This window comes from Methylovorus glucosotrophus, assembly GCF_009858335.1.
Classification (GTDB): domain Bacteria; phylum Pseudomonadota; class Gammaproteobacteria; order Burkholderiales; family Methylophilaceae; genus Methylovorus; species Methylovorus glucosotrophus.
The window spans coordinates 1354660-1369681 of sequence record NZ_VMSE01000001.1; the positions used below are offsets into that span (position 1 = coordinate 1354660).

Annotated in this window: 14 protein-coding genes; 8 read left to right on the forward strand and 6 right to left on the reverse strand. The window is 56.6% G+C overall.

What is annotated here, in order from left to right; genetic code table 11:
- The first annotated feature begins 2 nt into the window (after nt 1-2).
- Nucleotides 3-1499, forward strand: a complete 1497-nt coding sequence (locus tag FNL37_RS06335; RefSeq protein WP_159355557.1) for a helicase HerA-like domain-containing protein — start codon at nt 3-5, stop codon at nt 1497-1499.
- 25 nt (nt 1500-1524) lie between these two features.
- Here the strand turns inward: FNL37_RS06335 and FNL37_RS06340 are convergent, their stop codons facing one another.
- A complete protein-coding gene (locus FNL37_RS06340; RefSeq protein ID WP_159355559.1) occupies nt 1525-2145 on the reverse strand; it encodes a DUF4124 domain-containing protein in 621 nt (206 codons plus the stop codon).
- 103 nt (nt 2146-2248) lie between these two features.
- Here FNL37_RS06340 and FNL37_RS06345 point away from each other — a divergent pair, with 103 nt between their 5' ends.
- On the forward strand, nt 2249-2815 hold the full coding sequence (locus tag FNL37_RS06345) for an IMPACT family protein (protein WP_159355560.1): 567 nt from the start codon (nt 2249-2251) through the stop codon (nt 2813-2815).
- A gap of 78 nt (nt 2816-2893) precedes the next feature.
- On the opposite strand, the gene FNL37_RS06350 is transcribed toward FNL37_RS06345, so the two are convergent.
- From FNL37_RS06350 to FNL37_RS06370, 5 genes are all read right to left on the reverse strand, one after another.
- Nucleotides 2894-3562, reverse strand: a complete 669-nt coding sequence (locus FNL37_RS06350) for a YiaD family glycine zipper/OmpA-like lipoprotein (RefSeq protein WP_159355562.1) — start codon at nt 3560-3562, stop codon at nt 2894-2896.
- A gap of 145 nt (nt 3563-3707) precedes the next feature.
- Complete coding sequence (locus FNL37_RS06355; protein WP_159355564.1) at nt 3708-4514, reverse strand: formylmethanofuran dehydrogenase subunit C; 807 nt, start codon at nt 4512-4514, stop codon at nt 3708-3710.
- Complete coding sequence (gene fhcD / locus FNL37_RS06360; RefSeq protein ID WP_013442349.1) at nt 4511-5419, reverse strand: formylmethanofuran--tetrahydromethanopterin N-formyltransferase; 909 nt, start codon at nt 5417-5419, stop codon at nt 4511-4513. The genes FNL37_RS06355 and fhcD overlap by 4 nt, the downstream gene beginning before the upstream one ends.
- On the reverse strand, nt 5416-7095 hold the full coding sequence (locus FNL37_RS06365; RefSeq protein WP_013442348.1) for a formylmethanofuran dehydrogenase subunit A: 1680 nt from the start codon (nt 7093-7095) through the stop codon (nt 5416-5418). Before FNL37_RS06365 ends, fhcD begins: the two co-directional genes overlap by 4 nt.
- Before the next feature lie 26 nt (nt 7096-7121).
- A complete protein-coding gene (locus FNL37_RS06370; protein WP_159355566.1) occupies nt 7122-8420 on the reverse strand; it encodes a formylmethanofuran dehydrogenase subunit B in 1299 nt (432 codons plus the stop codon).
- A 353-nt stretch (nt 8421-8773) separates the two neighbouring features.
- Between FNL37_RS06370 and FNL37_RS06375 the strand changes: the two genes are divergently transcribed.
- The 6 genes from FNL37_RS06375 (at nt 8774) to FNL37_RS06400 (ending at nt 14734) form a co-directional block, all read left to right on the forward strand.
- On the forward strand, nt 8774-9784 hold the full coding sequence (locus tag FNL37_RS06375) for a beta-ribofuranosylaminobenzene 5'-phosphate synthase family protein (protein WP_159355567.1): 1011 nt from the start codon (nt 8774-8776) through the stop codon (nt 9782-9784).
- Nucleotides 9785-9897: 113 nt separating this feature from the next.
- Nucleotides 9898-10809 (forward strand): NAD(P)-dependent methylenetetrahydromethanopterin dehydrogenase, encoded by a 912-nt coding sequence (locus tag FNL37_RS06380; protein WP_193373532.1) that lies wholly within the window; start codon nt 9898-9900, stop codon nt 10807-10809.
- 27 nt (nt 10810-10836) lie between these two features.
- A complete protein-coding gene (locus tag FNL37_RS06385; RefSeq protein WP_159355568.1) occupies nt 10837-12003 on the forward strand; it encodes an ATP-grasp domain-containing protein in 1167 nt (388 codons plus the stop codon).
- Nucleotides 11966-12949 carry a methenyltetrahydromethanopterin cyclohydrolase gene (gene mch / locus FNL37_RS06390; RefSeq protein ID WP_013442343.1) on the forward strand — a complete coding sequence of 328 codons (984 nt, stop codon included), beginning with the start codon at nt 11966-11968 and terminating at the stop codon, nt 12947-12949. The genes FNL37_RS06385 and mch overlap by 38 nt, the downstream gene beginning before the upstream one ends.
- Nucleotides 12950-12970: 21 nt before the next feature.
- Nucleotides 12971-13891 (forward strand): ATP-grasp domain-containing protein, encoded by a 921-nt coding sequence (locus tag FNL37_RS06395; RefSeq protein ID WP_159355570.1) that lies wholly within the window; start codon nt 12971-12973, stop codon nt 13889-13891.
- Nucleotides 13892-14734, forward strand: a complete 843-nt coding sequence (locus FNL37_RS06400; RefSeq protein ID WP_159355571.1) for a triphosphoribosyl-dephospho-CoA synthase — start codon at nt 13892-13894, stop codon at nt 14732-14734.
- Nucleotides 14735-15022: the final 288 nt, after the last annotated feature.

Here is a 15022-nt window from a genome sequence, read left to right on the forward strand (position 1 = left end):
TCATGAGCACATCGATGCTGATAGCGAAAAGCGAAGAGTTTATTTACCTGCTGCCGCGCATGGCAAACCGCCATGGCTTGATTGCCGGAGCCACTGGGACAGGTAAAACCGTGACCTTACAGAGCCTGGCGGAAGGCTTTTCGCGGCTGGGTGTGCCCGTATTCATGGCGGATGTGAAGGGTGACCTCTCGGGCATGGCCTATGCCGGCGGAAATAACCCGAAAGTGCAAGCGCGTGTTGAGCAGCTTGGCCTGGAGAACTTTGCCCTGGAAGCATGCCCGGTAACGTTCTGGGATGTATTTGGCACCAAGGGCCACCCGATACGTACCACCGTTGCCGAGATGGGGCCTTTGCTGCTGTCGCGCATGATGAACCTCAATGAAGTGCAAAGTGGCGTATTGACTGCCATCTTCAAGATTGCCGACGACCAAGGCTGGCTGTTGCTGGATCTGAAAGACCTGCGTGCCATGATCCAGCACACCTCGGAGCATGCCGCTGAATACACCGCGCAATATGGCAATATCTCTACTGCCAGTGTGGGTGCCATTCAGCGTGCGCTGTTGCAGCTTGAGCACGAAGGCGCAGATCAACTGTTCGGGGAGCCTGCGCTTAATCTCGATGATTTCATGCAGACGGATGCCCAAGGGCGCGGAGTCATCAATATCCTGGCTGCCGACACCCTCTACAACTCGCCGCGTGTTTATGCCACCTTGCTGCTGTGGCTGCTGTCCGAGCTGTTTGAAAAGCTGCCGGAAGTGGGCGACCTGGATAAGCCCAAGCTGGTGTTTTTCTTTGATGAAGCACATTTGCTATTCAATGAAGCGCCCAGTGCGCTGATGTACAAGATCGAGCAGGTCGTGCGACTGATACGTTCCAAAGGCGTGGGCGTATATTTTGTCAGCCAGAACCCGCTGGACATCCCGGATGTGGTGCTGGGGCAACTGGGTAACCGCGTGCAGCATGCCTTGCGCGCCTTTACACCGCGTGATCAAAAAGCGGTCAAGGCCGCCGCTGAAACATTCCGCGCTAACCCCGGCGTGGATGTTTCCCGCGTGATTACCGAACTGGGCGTGGGCGAAGCTCTGGTTTCCCTGCTGGATGAAAAGGGTAGTCCGGCGCCTGTGGAGCGCGCTTTTATTTGCCCGCCCGGCAGTCGCATTGGGCCTGCTACCGATGCCGAGCGCGACGCCATTATCAAGGCCTCGGTCTTGTATGGACACTACGAAAAAAGCGTAGACCGGCTATCTGCATATGAAGTCTTGAAGGGCAGGGCCGCAGCCTCTGAAGAAACACCCAAGGAGGCGGATAGTGGTGGTTTTGACTGGGGCACTTTGTTTGGTGGAGATGCACCCGCGTCTGGCAAGAAACCATCCGGGCGGCAGCCTGACGGTATCTTGGAAACCGTCACTAAAACCGCAGCCCGCACCATAGGCGCCGAGCTGGGCCGTCAGATTATCCGCGGGGTGCTGGGCTCATTGCTGGGCAATAAACGCAAATAAGCCAGATGCAACCGGGCTGGTTGGCTTAGTTTGCGCGGCCGCCCATAGGGCTGACAGTTGCGCCTCCAGGTTGCGTATTCCCCTGCGTGTAGGGGAAGCCGAAGCCCGGCCTGTATAAATTGCGTGTGCGCTGCGTATAAGTGGGGTCTACATCTGAACTGCCGCATGCGGCTTGTACCGCGCTGATCTGTTTATCCAGCACTTCCGGGTCTCCTGCCGCGCTATCGCTTGCTTCATAAGCCGCCTGCAGGCTTTTGCGTGCGGCGATACATTCGCTGGATGTGCTTTTGTCAGCCACTTGGGCCTTGCCGCTATCGGTGTTGCGCAATTTGGCTTGGCGGATCAGTTCACGTTGCTCTGCCGTAATCGCCAGACGTTCGGCCTTGGCGATATCGTTAGCCGCCAGCGCTGCCTTTACCGCATCGTCCAGTTGCTGCACATAGCGATTCTTGTCGGTACTGGCAGCACCTTCTTGCGCAGGCGCCGGGTCAGCCTGAATATCCAGCTTGGTTTGCCCGGCTTTGGAAGCGCAGGGGGTATCCGAATACACCACGCCCTGACTGCTTTCGCATTTATAAACCTGCGCCATGGCTGGCGTCGCTAGCGCCAGCAGAGCCAGGCTGAATAAGCATGCGGCATTTTTCATCAATACGATTCTTCCCATTTGGTTTTGTTATGACCGCCGCAGAGTGCGATAATTCGCCCGCAGGCAGCCACTGCCACTTCATTTTTAGATCAGGCATTTTGATTTGCAAAGAATTTTAACATCGGCCCACGCCGAGCAGACCATTAATAAATCGCGCTTCATTGCGGCAGTCGATTATTGCGAAAACGAGCGCGCCGTTGCGGCTGCGTTGCGCAAACTGGCATCGCAGCATCAGGGCGCCTCCCATCTGGCGTATGCCTTTCGCCTGAAAACCGAGCAAGGTATTGTCCAGCGCTTCAGCGATGCCGGTGAGCCTTCGGGCACGGCGGGCAAGCCTATTCTGCAGTTTCTCGAAGGGCGCGATCTCATCAATGTCTGTGTGGGCGTGATTCGGTATTACGGTGGTATCAATCTGGGGACTGGCGGCTTGGCCCGTGCTTATGGCGGCACCGCCAAGATGGCGCTGGAAGCCGCCCGTACCGGGCCCTATGTCGAAATGCGGCAGTATCGCCTGCAGCTCAGTTACAACAAGCTGGATCAGTTTGTACGGGAGTTGCAGCAACGGCATGGCGAGGTGCGGGACAAACAGTTTGGTGAATATGTGCAGCTTGAGATTTCGCTGCCATTGTCGGAAGAGGAGTGGCTGATCGGGCGTTACGGCACGCCCTGATTGTGCAGCGAAAAGAGATTATGCTGCGACAAGACATTGCCAGGGGTATTGACCGCCTGGCAATGCGGGATTGCTGAGTTATTGTGGGGTCGCTGCGGCGGCTTGCGGCTCGGCAACAAAAATTTCTACACGGCGATTCTTGGCGCGATTGGCATCACTGTTGTTTTCTACCAGCGGCTCATGTGAACCACGGCCTTCTGTGGTGAAGCGGCTGGAGGCCACGCCACGCGTCACCAGGTAATCGCGTGCATGGTTAGCGCGGTTGAGAGACAGAGGGTTATTCACCGCATCCGTGCCTGTATTGTCGGTATGGCCGACAATCGTCACCTTGGTAGCAGGGTTGGCGACCAGACTCTGGGCAAAACTATCCAGCACTGGACGGAAGTTGGGCTTGATATCCGACTTGCCACTATCAAATGAAATATCGCTTGGGATATCCAGCTTCAGGCGATTATCCGCGGTCTGGCTGACTTGCACGCCCGTCCCAGCTGTGGCTTGCTCCATCTGTTGTTTCTGCTCTTCCATGCGGCGTGACCAGACATTGCCGCCAATCGCACCTGCACCTGCGCCTACAGCCGCACCAATGGCTGCACCTTTGCTACCGCCTGCCAGTGCACCCACCACCGCCCCGACTCCGGCTCCTATGCCTGCGCCTTTTGCTGTGCCTTTCTGGGTTTCGGTCATGTTGGCACAGCCGGACATCGTTAATGCCAGCAATAGGGAGGAAGTAATCAGGGGAGACTTCATGGTGTTGTTCTTTCTCGGGTTATGGATATGTATTGGGCAGATGAGCTTGAGCGAAGTTCTACCGGAGTGGATAAATTAAAAGCGGGTGCCGGCAATAAAAAACCCGACATCAGCAAGCTGTGTCGGGTTTTAGGGTCTGTCAGTGTTATTTGAAGACGAGGATCTCACCTTTGCCGTCATTGGCAATATCGCCCGCGTAACGTTGCACACGGTTGCGATTCACGGCGGCGAACTTGGTGGGCAGGTCACGGAAGGATTTGAACATCAGGCTCAGGAAGGGCAGGGTATGCGAACCGCAATCCTGAATCGTGGCATGCAGTTTGGGCGCATTGTTGAGCAGCACCGTGCCGCGACGCATGCCATAAGCCAGATACTCGCCAGTGGTGCCCATGACGCCGATGGTGCCCGCGATCATGCGCGAGGCGCAGTAGCTGCCGACATTGCCTTCGATCAGCACCAGGCCGCGGCGCATCTGGTCGCCTGCGCGCTCACCCGCATTGCCGGTAATGATGACGGTGCCGCCTTTCATGCCACGGCGCTCGCCGATAATGGCCGAGGCCAGGAAATCGCCAACATTGCCATGCACATGCAACAAGCCACCCGCCATGCCGCTGGCAGCAAAGTCGCCCGCATTGCCATGCAAGACGATCTCGCCCTTGCGTAGCTTGAACGCCAGATAGGAGCCGACATTGCCGTGCACGGTAATGCGACCGCTACGCATGCCATGCCCGATGTAATCCAGGCGGTCGGTGGCATTTTTAATGACGATATCGGTGGCATCGTCACCGGAAATATCAAACAGGGCGTCAACACGGGGTTGCTCATGGCCGCTGGGCAGTTCGATCGCGGCGATGTCAGCCAGCGATTTGTCAGCCAGCGCATCCGGCGTCAGCGCGCTCAGGTCGACGCGTTGCCGCGGGGCTGTTTTCAGGGTAAAGGTAAGAGCGCTCATGCGTAGTCTCCGCTCATGATTTCGCGTAGTTTGAAGAGGAATGGCCCCAGCTTGCCACCGTAATTACCGGCAGAAATGCGCTTGATGCCATTGGCGGCACCCAGCTCACAGGCTGCGGCGATCCCTACCTTCATAGCCTTGTTGATGTCGTCGGCGGTCAGGCCGTCAATCACGATTTCCATTACTGACTCAATTTCCGGTGAAAGCTCGGTCTTGGTAATGCCTTTCAGCGTCGGGCAGAAAGCGTCGTTGGTGGAGGCAATCAGTGTCTTGTACTTGGAACCGACCTTGGAGCCCGAGCGCACCACGCCACCAGGGAAAGGCATGATGACGTTCGGGATTTTTTTCATGGCTTCAATCGCCGCTTCGCAGGCAGCCAGGGCCTGTGGTTGCGATTCGGCCAGAATCAGGAAGTTGCCACCGCCCACGGCACGTACCATGCCGGTGGTTTCTTCGGTCATGAATTCACCATCCATCACTGGCACGCGCCAGTAGCGTTTGCCGCCAAAGACCTTGGAGGTCTGGAATCCATCGCCAAAGAAGCGCAGGTTTTTGCCGAGGTTGATGCGGTCGCCGCCTTCCAGGCCGGAGAATGCCGCCGCCGTGGGGCAGGTCAGTACACATTGCCCCATGCGGGTTTCCAGCTGCTTCATCAGCACAGCGCTCCCCATGGCAAACATCAGGACGGAGACGCCTGGGCGGCCATCCGGCGTTTCTTCCGGCGTGAGCTCGCGCTCAATGCCGGCTTCCACGCCACAGGCAATCACCGAGGTGGCAAAACCGGTCATGGCTTGTGCGGCGTTGTATGCCCATTTCAGATTCTGGGCGGTGATGATGACGCGAGTGCCGCGCATACCGAAGGCTTCGGCGAAGGTATCGTCTATCGATACTCCATTGATAATCATGCAGTTTTCTCCCGTCTGCCCTTGCATTCCTGAACGATGACGCGGCTATGGCCGCCTTCGCTGATTTCATCGGCCGACACTTTGAAGTGTTCCATATTCATGGTGTGGTAAGTGTCGAAATACTTTTTCAGGTCTTTTTCGATACCGGCACGATCAAATTCCGGCTTCACTGTGTGCGTGCTGCCCCAGGTGACCTTGACCACTTCACCATTGCGCACCACCAGTTCGCCATCCTTGAACACATAGTCTGGCTTGGCAAACATGGCCTCGCGGTCGGGGTTGTCGGTGTAGACGGTAATGTCGGCACCGGCACCCACGCCCAGATGGCCGCGATCATGCAGGCCGACCAGGCGCGCAGCGCCGGCACGGGTCATGATGGCGATTTCATACAGGCTGTATTCGCGCTCAATGCTGTTCAAGGTGCTCATGGCTTGCGCATCCAGGTTCAGCTTGGTGAACATGTCATTGCGGAAGCTCTTGTCCATCAGCAGCTTGATCAAGTGTGGATAGCTGGTAAACGGCGCGCCATTCGGGTGGTCGGTCGTCAGGAAAATGCGCCATGGATCTTCGGTCAGCAGGAAGATTTCTAGGCCGATTGCCCATTGCAGGGCATTCACGAAATTCTGATCCTTGTATTTGAATGGCACCACACCGCAGCCTGCATCGCACTCAATGTCCATGATCACCGACTTCTTGGGGCTGGCATGGCTGGCATTTGCAAACTGGCGCATATTGTCGCCAGAGGCGGTGACGGTCTGGCCAAACAGAATCTGGCCGACGTCAGCAGAGACGTTCTTGTGTTTGTTCAGTGCTTCAGCAATCGCGGCCGCGCCGGACGAAAACTTGCGATCGCCTTCGGTGCCGTAGCTGTGGAACTGGATGTGTGTAAGGTGCACTGGGAAGCCTTCCACAGCGCCCATGGTCTTGAGCGTGGTTTCGACGTTGCCAGGTACGCCCAGGTTGTTGCCATGCACATGCAATGGATGAGGCACGCCAAGCTCATGCACGGCGCGGCTCAGGGCCTTGAGCACTTCACGCGGGGAGATCTGATAGTGGGCATGTTGCTCATCCAGATCCAGCGCACGCTGATTGAACTTGAAGGCGCTGATGCCGCCGGGATTCACGACCTTGATGCCAATCGCCTGGCTGGCGTGCATGATCCACGCCACGTAATCGTTGATGGCATTCTGGTCCTGTTTGGCCGCCAGCATGCGCAGGAAGAAGTCATCGCTGCCTATCATGGCGTAGCCGCCCTTGTCGATGATGGGCGTGTCGCACATTTCAAGGTGGGACTGACGTGCATTGACGGGTAACAGGGCGGGCTCGAAACCGGCGGTGTAGCCCATTTCGGCATAACGATAGCCGGTGGTCAGGGTGGAAGGTGCCGCATGGCCACAGCCTGAACGGCAGAATTCGGTATGCACGGTGGGGTCAATACGGTGATCTTCGGGCAACATGGTGCGGGCGATATTCACCTTGCCGCCGCCGATGTGCGTATGCATGTCAATGGCGCCTGCCATGACCACCTTGCCGCGCAAATCGTATTCCTGACTCACGGGTTCGCCATCTCTTGGGCGTTCCACAATGCGGCCGTCACGCACATAAATGTCCATGACCTTGCCATCAATCTGATGTGCGGGGTCGTAGACCGTGCCTCCGGTAAGTTTAATCAACATAGCGTATTCCTTAAGTCAGATGCGGCCTAGAGGCCGGCTTCGATAGCGGAGAGAACGTCGCCCAGGGTGGGCAGGTCGGTCGCACGCAATTGTTTGAGTGGCAGTGCCACCGAGCTGTCGCTGCGGAATTGAACGCCTTTGGTTTCAATGCCGGGTACCGCGACCGGGATAAAGACATCCGGCTCGGTTTCAAGCTCCAGATTGGGATGGCCGATCACGATATTGGGAATCTTGCTTGCAGGTGGCAGGCGTGCCGGATTGAAGCTGCTGATCCATACCATGGCATCTACCTGACCTTCAGCCAGCAGGCGGTCAGTAGCATAGTGATGCGGTTCGTAATCCGGGTAGTCATTGCGGTAGGACATGCGGAATGGGTAGCCGCTGATCCAGGAACTGGTGTTGTATGCGCCGACATCGCCTTCGCTGCCACTCAGTGGAAGACCGGAAGAGCGGGTCGTGGCATTCAGTTTGTCGACTATGCCGACGATGTTCTGGATAGCCAGTTCGGCATGCGGAAAGTCGAGGGCGCTGGCGGTCCAGGCGACCACGCTGTATTTGGCGGCCTGCAAGCGCTCGGCCAGTTTGGCAAGATCACTTACCTGTATGCCGGCCACTTCGGTGGCGATGACTTTTTTGCCCAGCAGAATGGCGCGCAACACGCCCAGCACTTCGGGCAATTGCGCTACATCACAGGGCAGTACCGTGGGCTGTACGCCTTTGGGCGATACGCCATGGCTGGTATCGAGGTCGCGACCACCGAGATAAACCACTTCGCGGCTGGAGGTGTCCTGGCCAAACATGGTTTCCGGATTCCAGATGTTGCGTTCAAAAAATCGCGAGAAATAGCTGACGATATCGGTGCCGACCACGAGCAGCAGGTCTACCCGGTTTTTCACTTCGGTCAGTGTGGTGATCTGCCAGCCCGAGTTCTGCATCACCAGCAGATTGCGCATCGAGCTTTTGCCATTCATATGGTCTATGGTCGCGCCTGATTTCTCGGCCAGATTCATCACGGCACGCATGCCTTGAATGTCCGTGCCCAGACCGCTCAGCAATGGATGCTTGGCTCCGCCCAGGATTTCGGTGGCTTTGGCAATGGCGGCTTGCAGGTCGCTGGGCTTGCCTGCAATGCGGGGCTGGGTTGTTTTTGGGGTGTACTGGAAGAACTTGACGCCCTTGGCACATGGGTTTTTGATGACTTTCAGTGCACCATCTGCATGTCGTTCCACGCTGAGATCGTCGCAGAGCAGGCCGCAGGCGGGACAGGTGACGGCTTCAATGGTACCGGGGCTGGATAGATCGATTGCTTGAGAGAGATGCTCCATGCGAAACCTTATCGTGTAAGCGGGTACCGGAGTGCCCTAATGATGATTTCCCTGTTATTTTTTAGTGTGCGCTCGGGAGTAACGGCTGCGCATCTATTGAATCTCGGCTGAATCACGGCCTTAAGCGGCCTTGACCCTGCTAACTGCAAGGATTATGCAGCTTAACAAAAGCCAGCGTCAAGATTGAGTTTGCATGGGATTGCGCGTGCTTTGGCTGCCTGATCGGGATTAATTCTCATCTACACCATCATGTGGTCTCGCAGGGTGGTAGAGATTGTCTTTTTCGGGATATAAAAAACGGCCATGCTGGGCTACAATAAGCCGCTTTTGCAGCCCCCAACAAGCGATCAACGATGTCTAGCGGTTACACCCATCCCTCACTCAACACGCCCTCTGGCCTTGCCAGTGTGCATGTAAAAACCTCTGCCAGATTGCACATGGGGTTTTTTGATCTGAATGGGGACCTGGGTCGTCGCTTTGGCAGTCTGGGCGTCTCGCTGGATAAACCATGCACAGCGCTGACGGCGTATCCCGCTGCCACCATCACAGCAGAGGGGCCCGGTGCCAAGCGGGCATTGAAAACCGCACAGCGTATCGCCGATGCCCTCAATCTACAGGCCGGTGTGCGCATCGTGCTTTCTGAAGCTATTCCCGAACATGCCGGGCTGGGGTCCGGGACCCAGATGTCTCTGGCAGTAGGTACTGCCATTAGCCGACTGTATGGCCTCAATCTCAGTTTGCGCGATATTGCTATCCTCACGGCGCGTGGGGCCCGCTCGGGTATCGGTCTTGGTACATTTGCCACAGGCGGCGTGATCGTGGATGGTGGCCGTAGCAGCGAGACCGATGTGCCACCGGTGATTGCCCATGCGGACTTTCCTGATCAATGGCGCCTTCTGTTGATATTTGACCATGGGCGTACCGGTGTGCATGGCAGCCAGGAAGTCGACGCATTCCGCGAGCTGCCTCAATTTCCGGCGCAGAGTGCGGCCGAACTTTGCCGCTACGTGCTGATGCAGGCCTTGCCAGCGCTGGCCGAGCATGATTTGTCCGCCTTTGGCCGCGCCATACGTGAGCTGCAGGAGCGTACCGGGGATCATTTTGCGCCAGCCCAGGGTGGCCGTTATGCCAGCCCCAGAGTGGCGGAAATACTGGATTTTCTGGCGGGGCAGGGTGTGCCATGCCTGGGACAAAGTTCCTGGGGGCCTACAGGTTTTGCAGTTTTTGCCGATGTTGAAGATGCGGAGCGTATGCTGGAAGCGTTACAATCCAGATATACTGATGAGCAAGGCATTGAATTCCTGCTGTGCAAGGGCGGCAATGCTGGCGCTGAAATTAGCGTAGTTCAGGAACTCCTGGCCTAAAAACAATTAATGAATTTTTATGCGAGTAGTGCAGTTTCAAGTAGTTATGCAGTGAGCGGGCTGGAAACAGCCTGAAATTTAAAAACAGAACCACCTTTGCGAGGGCAAGCGACATGGAAGGGACCAAAGTGGAAAAGCCGTACGTATTACATTTTATTACACCAGCTAAAAATGCCAGCCCGTTTGACGTCAATATGGCGTATGACGCTGGTTACGATGCCATCGCGCAATATACCAATGTACAACTGAGTGAAGTGACCGGCCTCGTGCAGGATGCCATTTTCTCGCGTGGCCCTCGTGGCGTATGGCGCACCGGCATGCTGATCGGTGGCCGTGATGTTGACCTGGCCATGGATATGCTGGAAACAGCCAAGAAGTCCATGGTGCCACCATTCGAAATTTCCGTATTTGCCGATCCTTCCGGCGCATTTACGACCTCCGCTGCCATGATGGCACGCGTTGAGCAGCTGCTGACCAAGTATTACGGCGGTACGCTGCAAGGCCGCAAGGTCAGCATTTTCGGCGCAACCGGCCCAGTGGGTGGTTGTACCGCCGTGATTGCATCCAAGTACGGTGCAACTGTTGAAATGGTCGCTCACCGCGCGCTGTCCGATGTAGTGGAAAAAGCCGAAGCCTATAACAAGCGTTACGGTACCAATATCCAGTGCGTGGATGGCAGCACCGATGAGCTGAAGACCAAGATTCTGGCTACCAGCGATGTTGCCCTGTGCTGTGCCGCTGCTGGCGTGCGCGTGCTGACCATTGAGCAGATGAAGACTTCCAAGACGCTGAAGGTTGTGGCTGACGTGAACGCCGTTCCACCTACCGGTGCTGAAGGCGTGGGCGTGATGGCCGACGGTGTGCTGATCGAAGGTACTGAAATCTACGGTATCGGCGCCTTGGCGATCGGTAATATCAAATACCAAACCCAGCAACGTCTGTTCAAGAAAATGCTGGAAGGTCAGAGCCATGTGTACATCGATTTCATTACCGCCTTTGAACTGGCGCGTAAAGATCTCGTATAGGTAGCTCTGAAACACCAGATTGCCATAGTGGCGGCGATTGCCCGCCCTTATGTCGCAGCAGCATCGGCAGCGGGGTATCACGTACTCGCTGCCGATGTTTTTGGTGATGAGGACACGCGAGCAGCCAGTGCCGCCTTGCTGGTGTTGCCTTATCGCGATGGTGGGTTTACCGAGGATGCGATACGCCATACCTTGATCCCGGCGCTGTCTTTGTATCAGGTTCCGTATCTGTTGTACGGCAGTGGCTTTGAAACCAACCCATCCTTGCTCGACCTGCTTTCCCCGCATATCACCATACTGGGGAATACCTCATCCACTATTTCACGCTGCAAGTCTCCCCGGGATTTTTACGCCAGCTGTCTTGCCCTCGATATCCCTGTTCCTGATACCCGGTTTGCGCTTGAGTCACTTATCGATGAGCCGCTGGATGCATGGTTATGCAAGCGCGCAGGGCACGCAGGTGGCATGCATGTCATGCCTGTCGCTGCTGGCATGCCTGAACCTGAAGCGGATGTCTATTTTCAACGCAAGATCGCGGGTCAGCCAGTCTCGCTGCTCTTTCTGGCGCATGATGACAAAGTACATATAGTCGGTTTTCAGCGCCAACTGGTGTGTCCGCATGGCAACTTGCCGTACCGCTATGCCGGGCTGGTCGGGCCCTTGGCACTGGCATCCGGTGTGCAGGATGCGCTTGTACAGGCGGCGAGTAGATTGACCAGCCATTATGGCTTGCGAGGGCTCAATAGCCTGGATGCGATCATGGTGGAGGATGCGATTTTTGTGCTGGAAATAAACCCGCGCTTAAGCGCGAGTCTGGCGCTATATGAGCATCAGGCCCAGTGGTTGCGAGCGCATGTGGCGACATGCCTGGGGGAGCCGCAAGTGAATATTCCTGCTGCGGCGCCATCTGGGGTGGGACAGGTGAGGGCGAATCTGGTATGTTATTCCCCCATTGACGTTGAGGTGCCGGCTGGCTTTGCATGGCCTTCGTGGGTGGTTGACCAGCCGCCAGTGGGCACGCGCATTCAGCAGCACATGCCGCTCTGTACCATCGTGGCAACAGCAGGGAATGACCGGGAAGCAGAACACCTGGCGCGCCAGCGCGCGCAAGCATTGAATGAAGCATTAAATAATATCGAACCATCAGGAGAATCACATGAGTCAAGCAGCTTTGGATGTCAGTCGTTGGCCTAGCGTTAACAAACTCACCGCGCCTCTGGTGCAATACATTCTGGATAACGCCGATGCGCTGCGTGTCGGCGTTGAGAAGCATGCGACAGGCGCAACCATTGTCGATGCTGGCATCAAGTCGCCAGGTGGTTTGGAAGCTGGTCGCCTGATTGCCGAAATCTGTATGGGCGGCCTGGGCCACGTCAGCCTGCACAACTCAGCCACGTTTGCCCATTGGCCATGGATGCTGTCCGTGCATTCCAACAACCCCATCCTGTCCTGCCTGGGTAGCCAGTACGCAGGCTGGAGCCTCTCCCACGAAAAGTTCTTCTCACTCGGTTCCGGCCCAGGCCGTGCATTGGCCGGCCGTGAAGAGCTTTACAAAGAGCTTGGCTATCAGGACAAGTTTGATTCCGCATGCCTGGTGTTGGAGAGCGACAAGGCCCCACCAACAGAAGTGATTGAAAAGGTTGCCCGCGATACCGGGGTGGCCGCAGACAAGCTGACCTTTATCCTGACGCCTACCCGCAGTCTGGCCGGTACCGTGCAAATCGTTGCCCGCGTGCTGGAAGTCGCCATGCACAAGATTCATACGCTGCATTTCCCACTGGATCACGTGGTGGATGGCATGGCGAGTGCGCCAGTGCCGCCACCAGCACCTGATTTCCTCATCGGCATGGGCCGCACCAACGATGCCATCCTGTTTGGCGGCCATGCGCATATCTTCGTCAAGGGCAGCGATGAAGCTGCAGCCAAGCTGGCACAAGATCTGCCAAGCAGTTCTTCACGCGATTACGGCCGTCCGTTTGCCGAGGTGTTCAAGAGCGTGAACATGGACTTCTACAAGATCGATCCTATGCTGTTCAGCCCGGCCGCTGTGACGGTAACCGCCGTCGATTCCGGCAAGAGCTTTGTCGGTGGCAAACTGGATCAAGCCTTGCTCGATCAGTCATTCGGCTATCCTGCTTAATCGTATTGACGGGTGTTACTTTTGAATCCGCGCATCCCGGTATTTACCGATGATCCGGGCTGGCATGGCAAACGCTTGCGTGAAGCGTTTGCTGCGCGCGGTCTGGAGGCCGTGTTTGTTTCATTGAAAGATTGCCGTCTGGATATCACCCCGGGGCATGCCGGCGTGGTGATTCCAGGCTTTGATCGCTTGCCCGACTGTGCATTTGTGCGTGGCGTGCCAGGTGGTACGCTGCAGCAGGTTATCGTGCGGCTGGATGTGTTGCATGCCTTGCAAATGCTAGGTGTGCGCGTCTACAACGATGGTCGTGCTGTCGAGCGCACGGTAGACAAAGCCATGACCAGTTTTCTGCTACACCGGCATCAGGTGGCCACCCCGGCGACCTGGGTGTGCGAGTCTCGGGCGCAGGCGCATGACATCATCAACCGTGAGCTTGCGGCAGGTCATCATCTGGTGATCAAGCCACTGTTTGGCTCCCAGGGCATGGGGGTGCGCAAACTGGTCCCCGGCTCGGCGCTCCCGGTACCTATGGATGAACACGTCGACGGTCTTTATTATTTGCAACGCTACATTGATAGCGGGGAAGGGCGCTGGCACGATCACCGTGTATTTGTCATCAATGGCAAGGCCATCGGGGCGATGGTGCGGCATGGCGCCAGCTGGGTAAATAATGTGGCCCAGGGCGGCCGCTGTGAAGTGCTGCCGCATACTGGCGAAATCGCCGAACTTGCTGAGGCTGCAGCCCGCGCAGTCGATATTGATTACTGTGGGGTCGATATTATCCGTGATCGTCATGGCAAGCTGTTCGTACTGGAAGTGAACAGCATCCCGGCCTGGAAAGGCTTGCAAGGGGTGGTCGAATTGAATGTGGCCGAAGCATTGGTGGATGATCTGTTGGCAAAGCTGGCAACCGAGCCTCAATTGAATCTGGCAAGTTCCTGAATGACTATCTCAGCGAGTGAGTTGGCAGGCCTGTATAAAGAGGCCTGCCTGGCGGAGTTAAGCGCGCTGAAGCCAGGCAATGTACATATTTTTGCGGATGGACATGGCATGGTCGTGCAGGACTTCATTGCCAGCGCTGAGGCCTCCGCCCAGCCCTTGTGCGAGCCTGGACTGACCGTGGGGCAACGCATACAGCAGGCGATTCAAGCCACCTGGTCCGCCGTTAACTGCAATACCAATCTTGGCATTATTCTTCTTGCTGCGCCCATGATTCAAGCCTCGTTGGAAGCGGGTCTGCCTTTGAGCGCGCATGCCTTGAGTCATACCTTGCAGAGCTTGACCGTTGACGATGCCAGGCTTGCCTATGCGGCCATCTTGCAGGCGTCGCCAGCAGGGTTGGGGAGCAGCGACCAGCATGATGTACACGAAGCACCAGCCGTGACATTGCTACAGGCCATGGAGCAGGCGCAATCTTACGATCTGGTGGCGCGCCAATATGCCAATGGATATCAGGAAATAGTGCAGTTCGGGCTTGGCCGTTACCATACGGCCATGGCGCGATGGCAACGGGAGGCCTGGGCGGTAAGCGCCGTTTACCTGGGATTTCTCTCCCGTTATCCTGATAGTCACATTGCAAGAAAGTATGGCTTGGCCGCCGCCGAGCGCGTCATGCAGCAAGCGCTGGTGCATGAGCAAAACCTGATGGCGAGCGATAACCCCAAAACCTGCCAGCGTTCCCTCATGACCTTTGATCAGGAATTGAAAACGGCAAAACTCAATCCGGGAACCACCGCCGACCTTACCGTGGCTACCGTGCTGGCAGCTGCATTATTCACGTCTTGAGCCTGGCTCTGGGGAGCAGAACTTATATGTAGTAATTGCCAGAATTCGGTTATACTTGGGTAATTAACGCATGGGTCGGCTGGATGCTTGTTTCGCTGGCTCGTGCTGTGTCAGGCATGTCCGTGCCATGGGCTACAAGCCCTGTATTCACTCTCGAATACCGACGGACACGACAAACCCCGTCGTTTCTGCACCTGAATAGCCACTGAACTCAATGCCGCGGCAATTATCGCCGGTGGCATTATATTTTTCTGATGTTCCTGATACATGCCAGCACAGCTGGCGTAC

Excerpts from the sequence above, each read along its gene's own strand:
- FNL37_RS06355 (WP_159355564.1), bottom strand. The coding sequence starts at position 4,514 with ATGAGCGCTCTTACCTTTACCCTGAAAACAGCCCCGCGGCAACGCGTC.
- FNL37_RS06335 (WP_159355557.1), top strand. The coding sequence starts at position 3 with ATGAGCACATCGATGCTGATAGCGAAAAGCGAAGAGTTTATTTACCTG.
- FNL37_RS06365 (WP_013442348.1), bottom strand. The coding sequence starts at position 7,095 with ATGTTGATTAAACTTACCGGAGGCACGGTCTACGACCCCGCACATCAG.
- FNL37_RS06350 (WP_159355562.1), bottom strand. The coding sequence starts at position 3,562 with ATGAAGTCTCCCCTGATTACTTCCTCCCTATTGCTGGCATTAACGATG.
- FNL37_RS06370 (WP_159355566.1), bottom strand. The coding sequence starts at position 8,420 with ATGGAGCATCTCTCTCAAGCAATCGATCTATCCAGCCCCGGTACCATT.
- mch (WP_013442343.1), top strand. The coding sequence starts at position 11,966 with ATGAGTCAAGCAGCTTTGGATGTCAGTCGTTGGCCTAGCGTTAACAAA.
- FNL37_RS06400 (WP_159355571.1), top strand. The coding sequence starts at position 13,892 with ATGACTATCTCAGCGAGTGAGTTGGCAGGCCTGTATAAAGAGGCCTGC.
- FNL37_RS06375 (WP_159355567.1), top strand. The coding sequence starts at position 8,774 with ATGTCTAGCGGTTACACCCATCCCTCACTCAACACGCCCTCTGGCCTT.
- fhcD (WP_013442349.1), bottom strand. The coding sequence starts at position 5,419 with ATGATTATCAATGGAGTATCGATAGACGATACCTTCGCCGAAGCCTTC.
- FNL37_RS06380 (WP_193373532.1), top strand. The coding sequence starts at position 9,898 with ATGGAAGGGACCAAAGTGGAAAAGCCGTACGTATTACATTTTATTACA.
- FNL37_RS06340 (WP_159355559.1), bottom strand. The coding sequence starts at position 2,145 with ATGAAAAATGCCGCATGCTTATTCAGCCTGGCTCTGCTGGCGCTAGCG.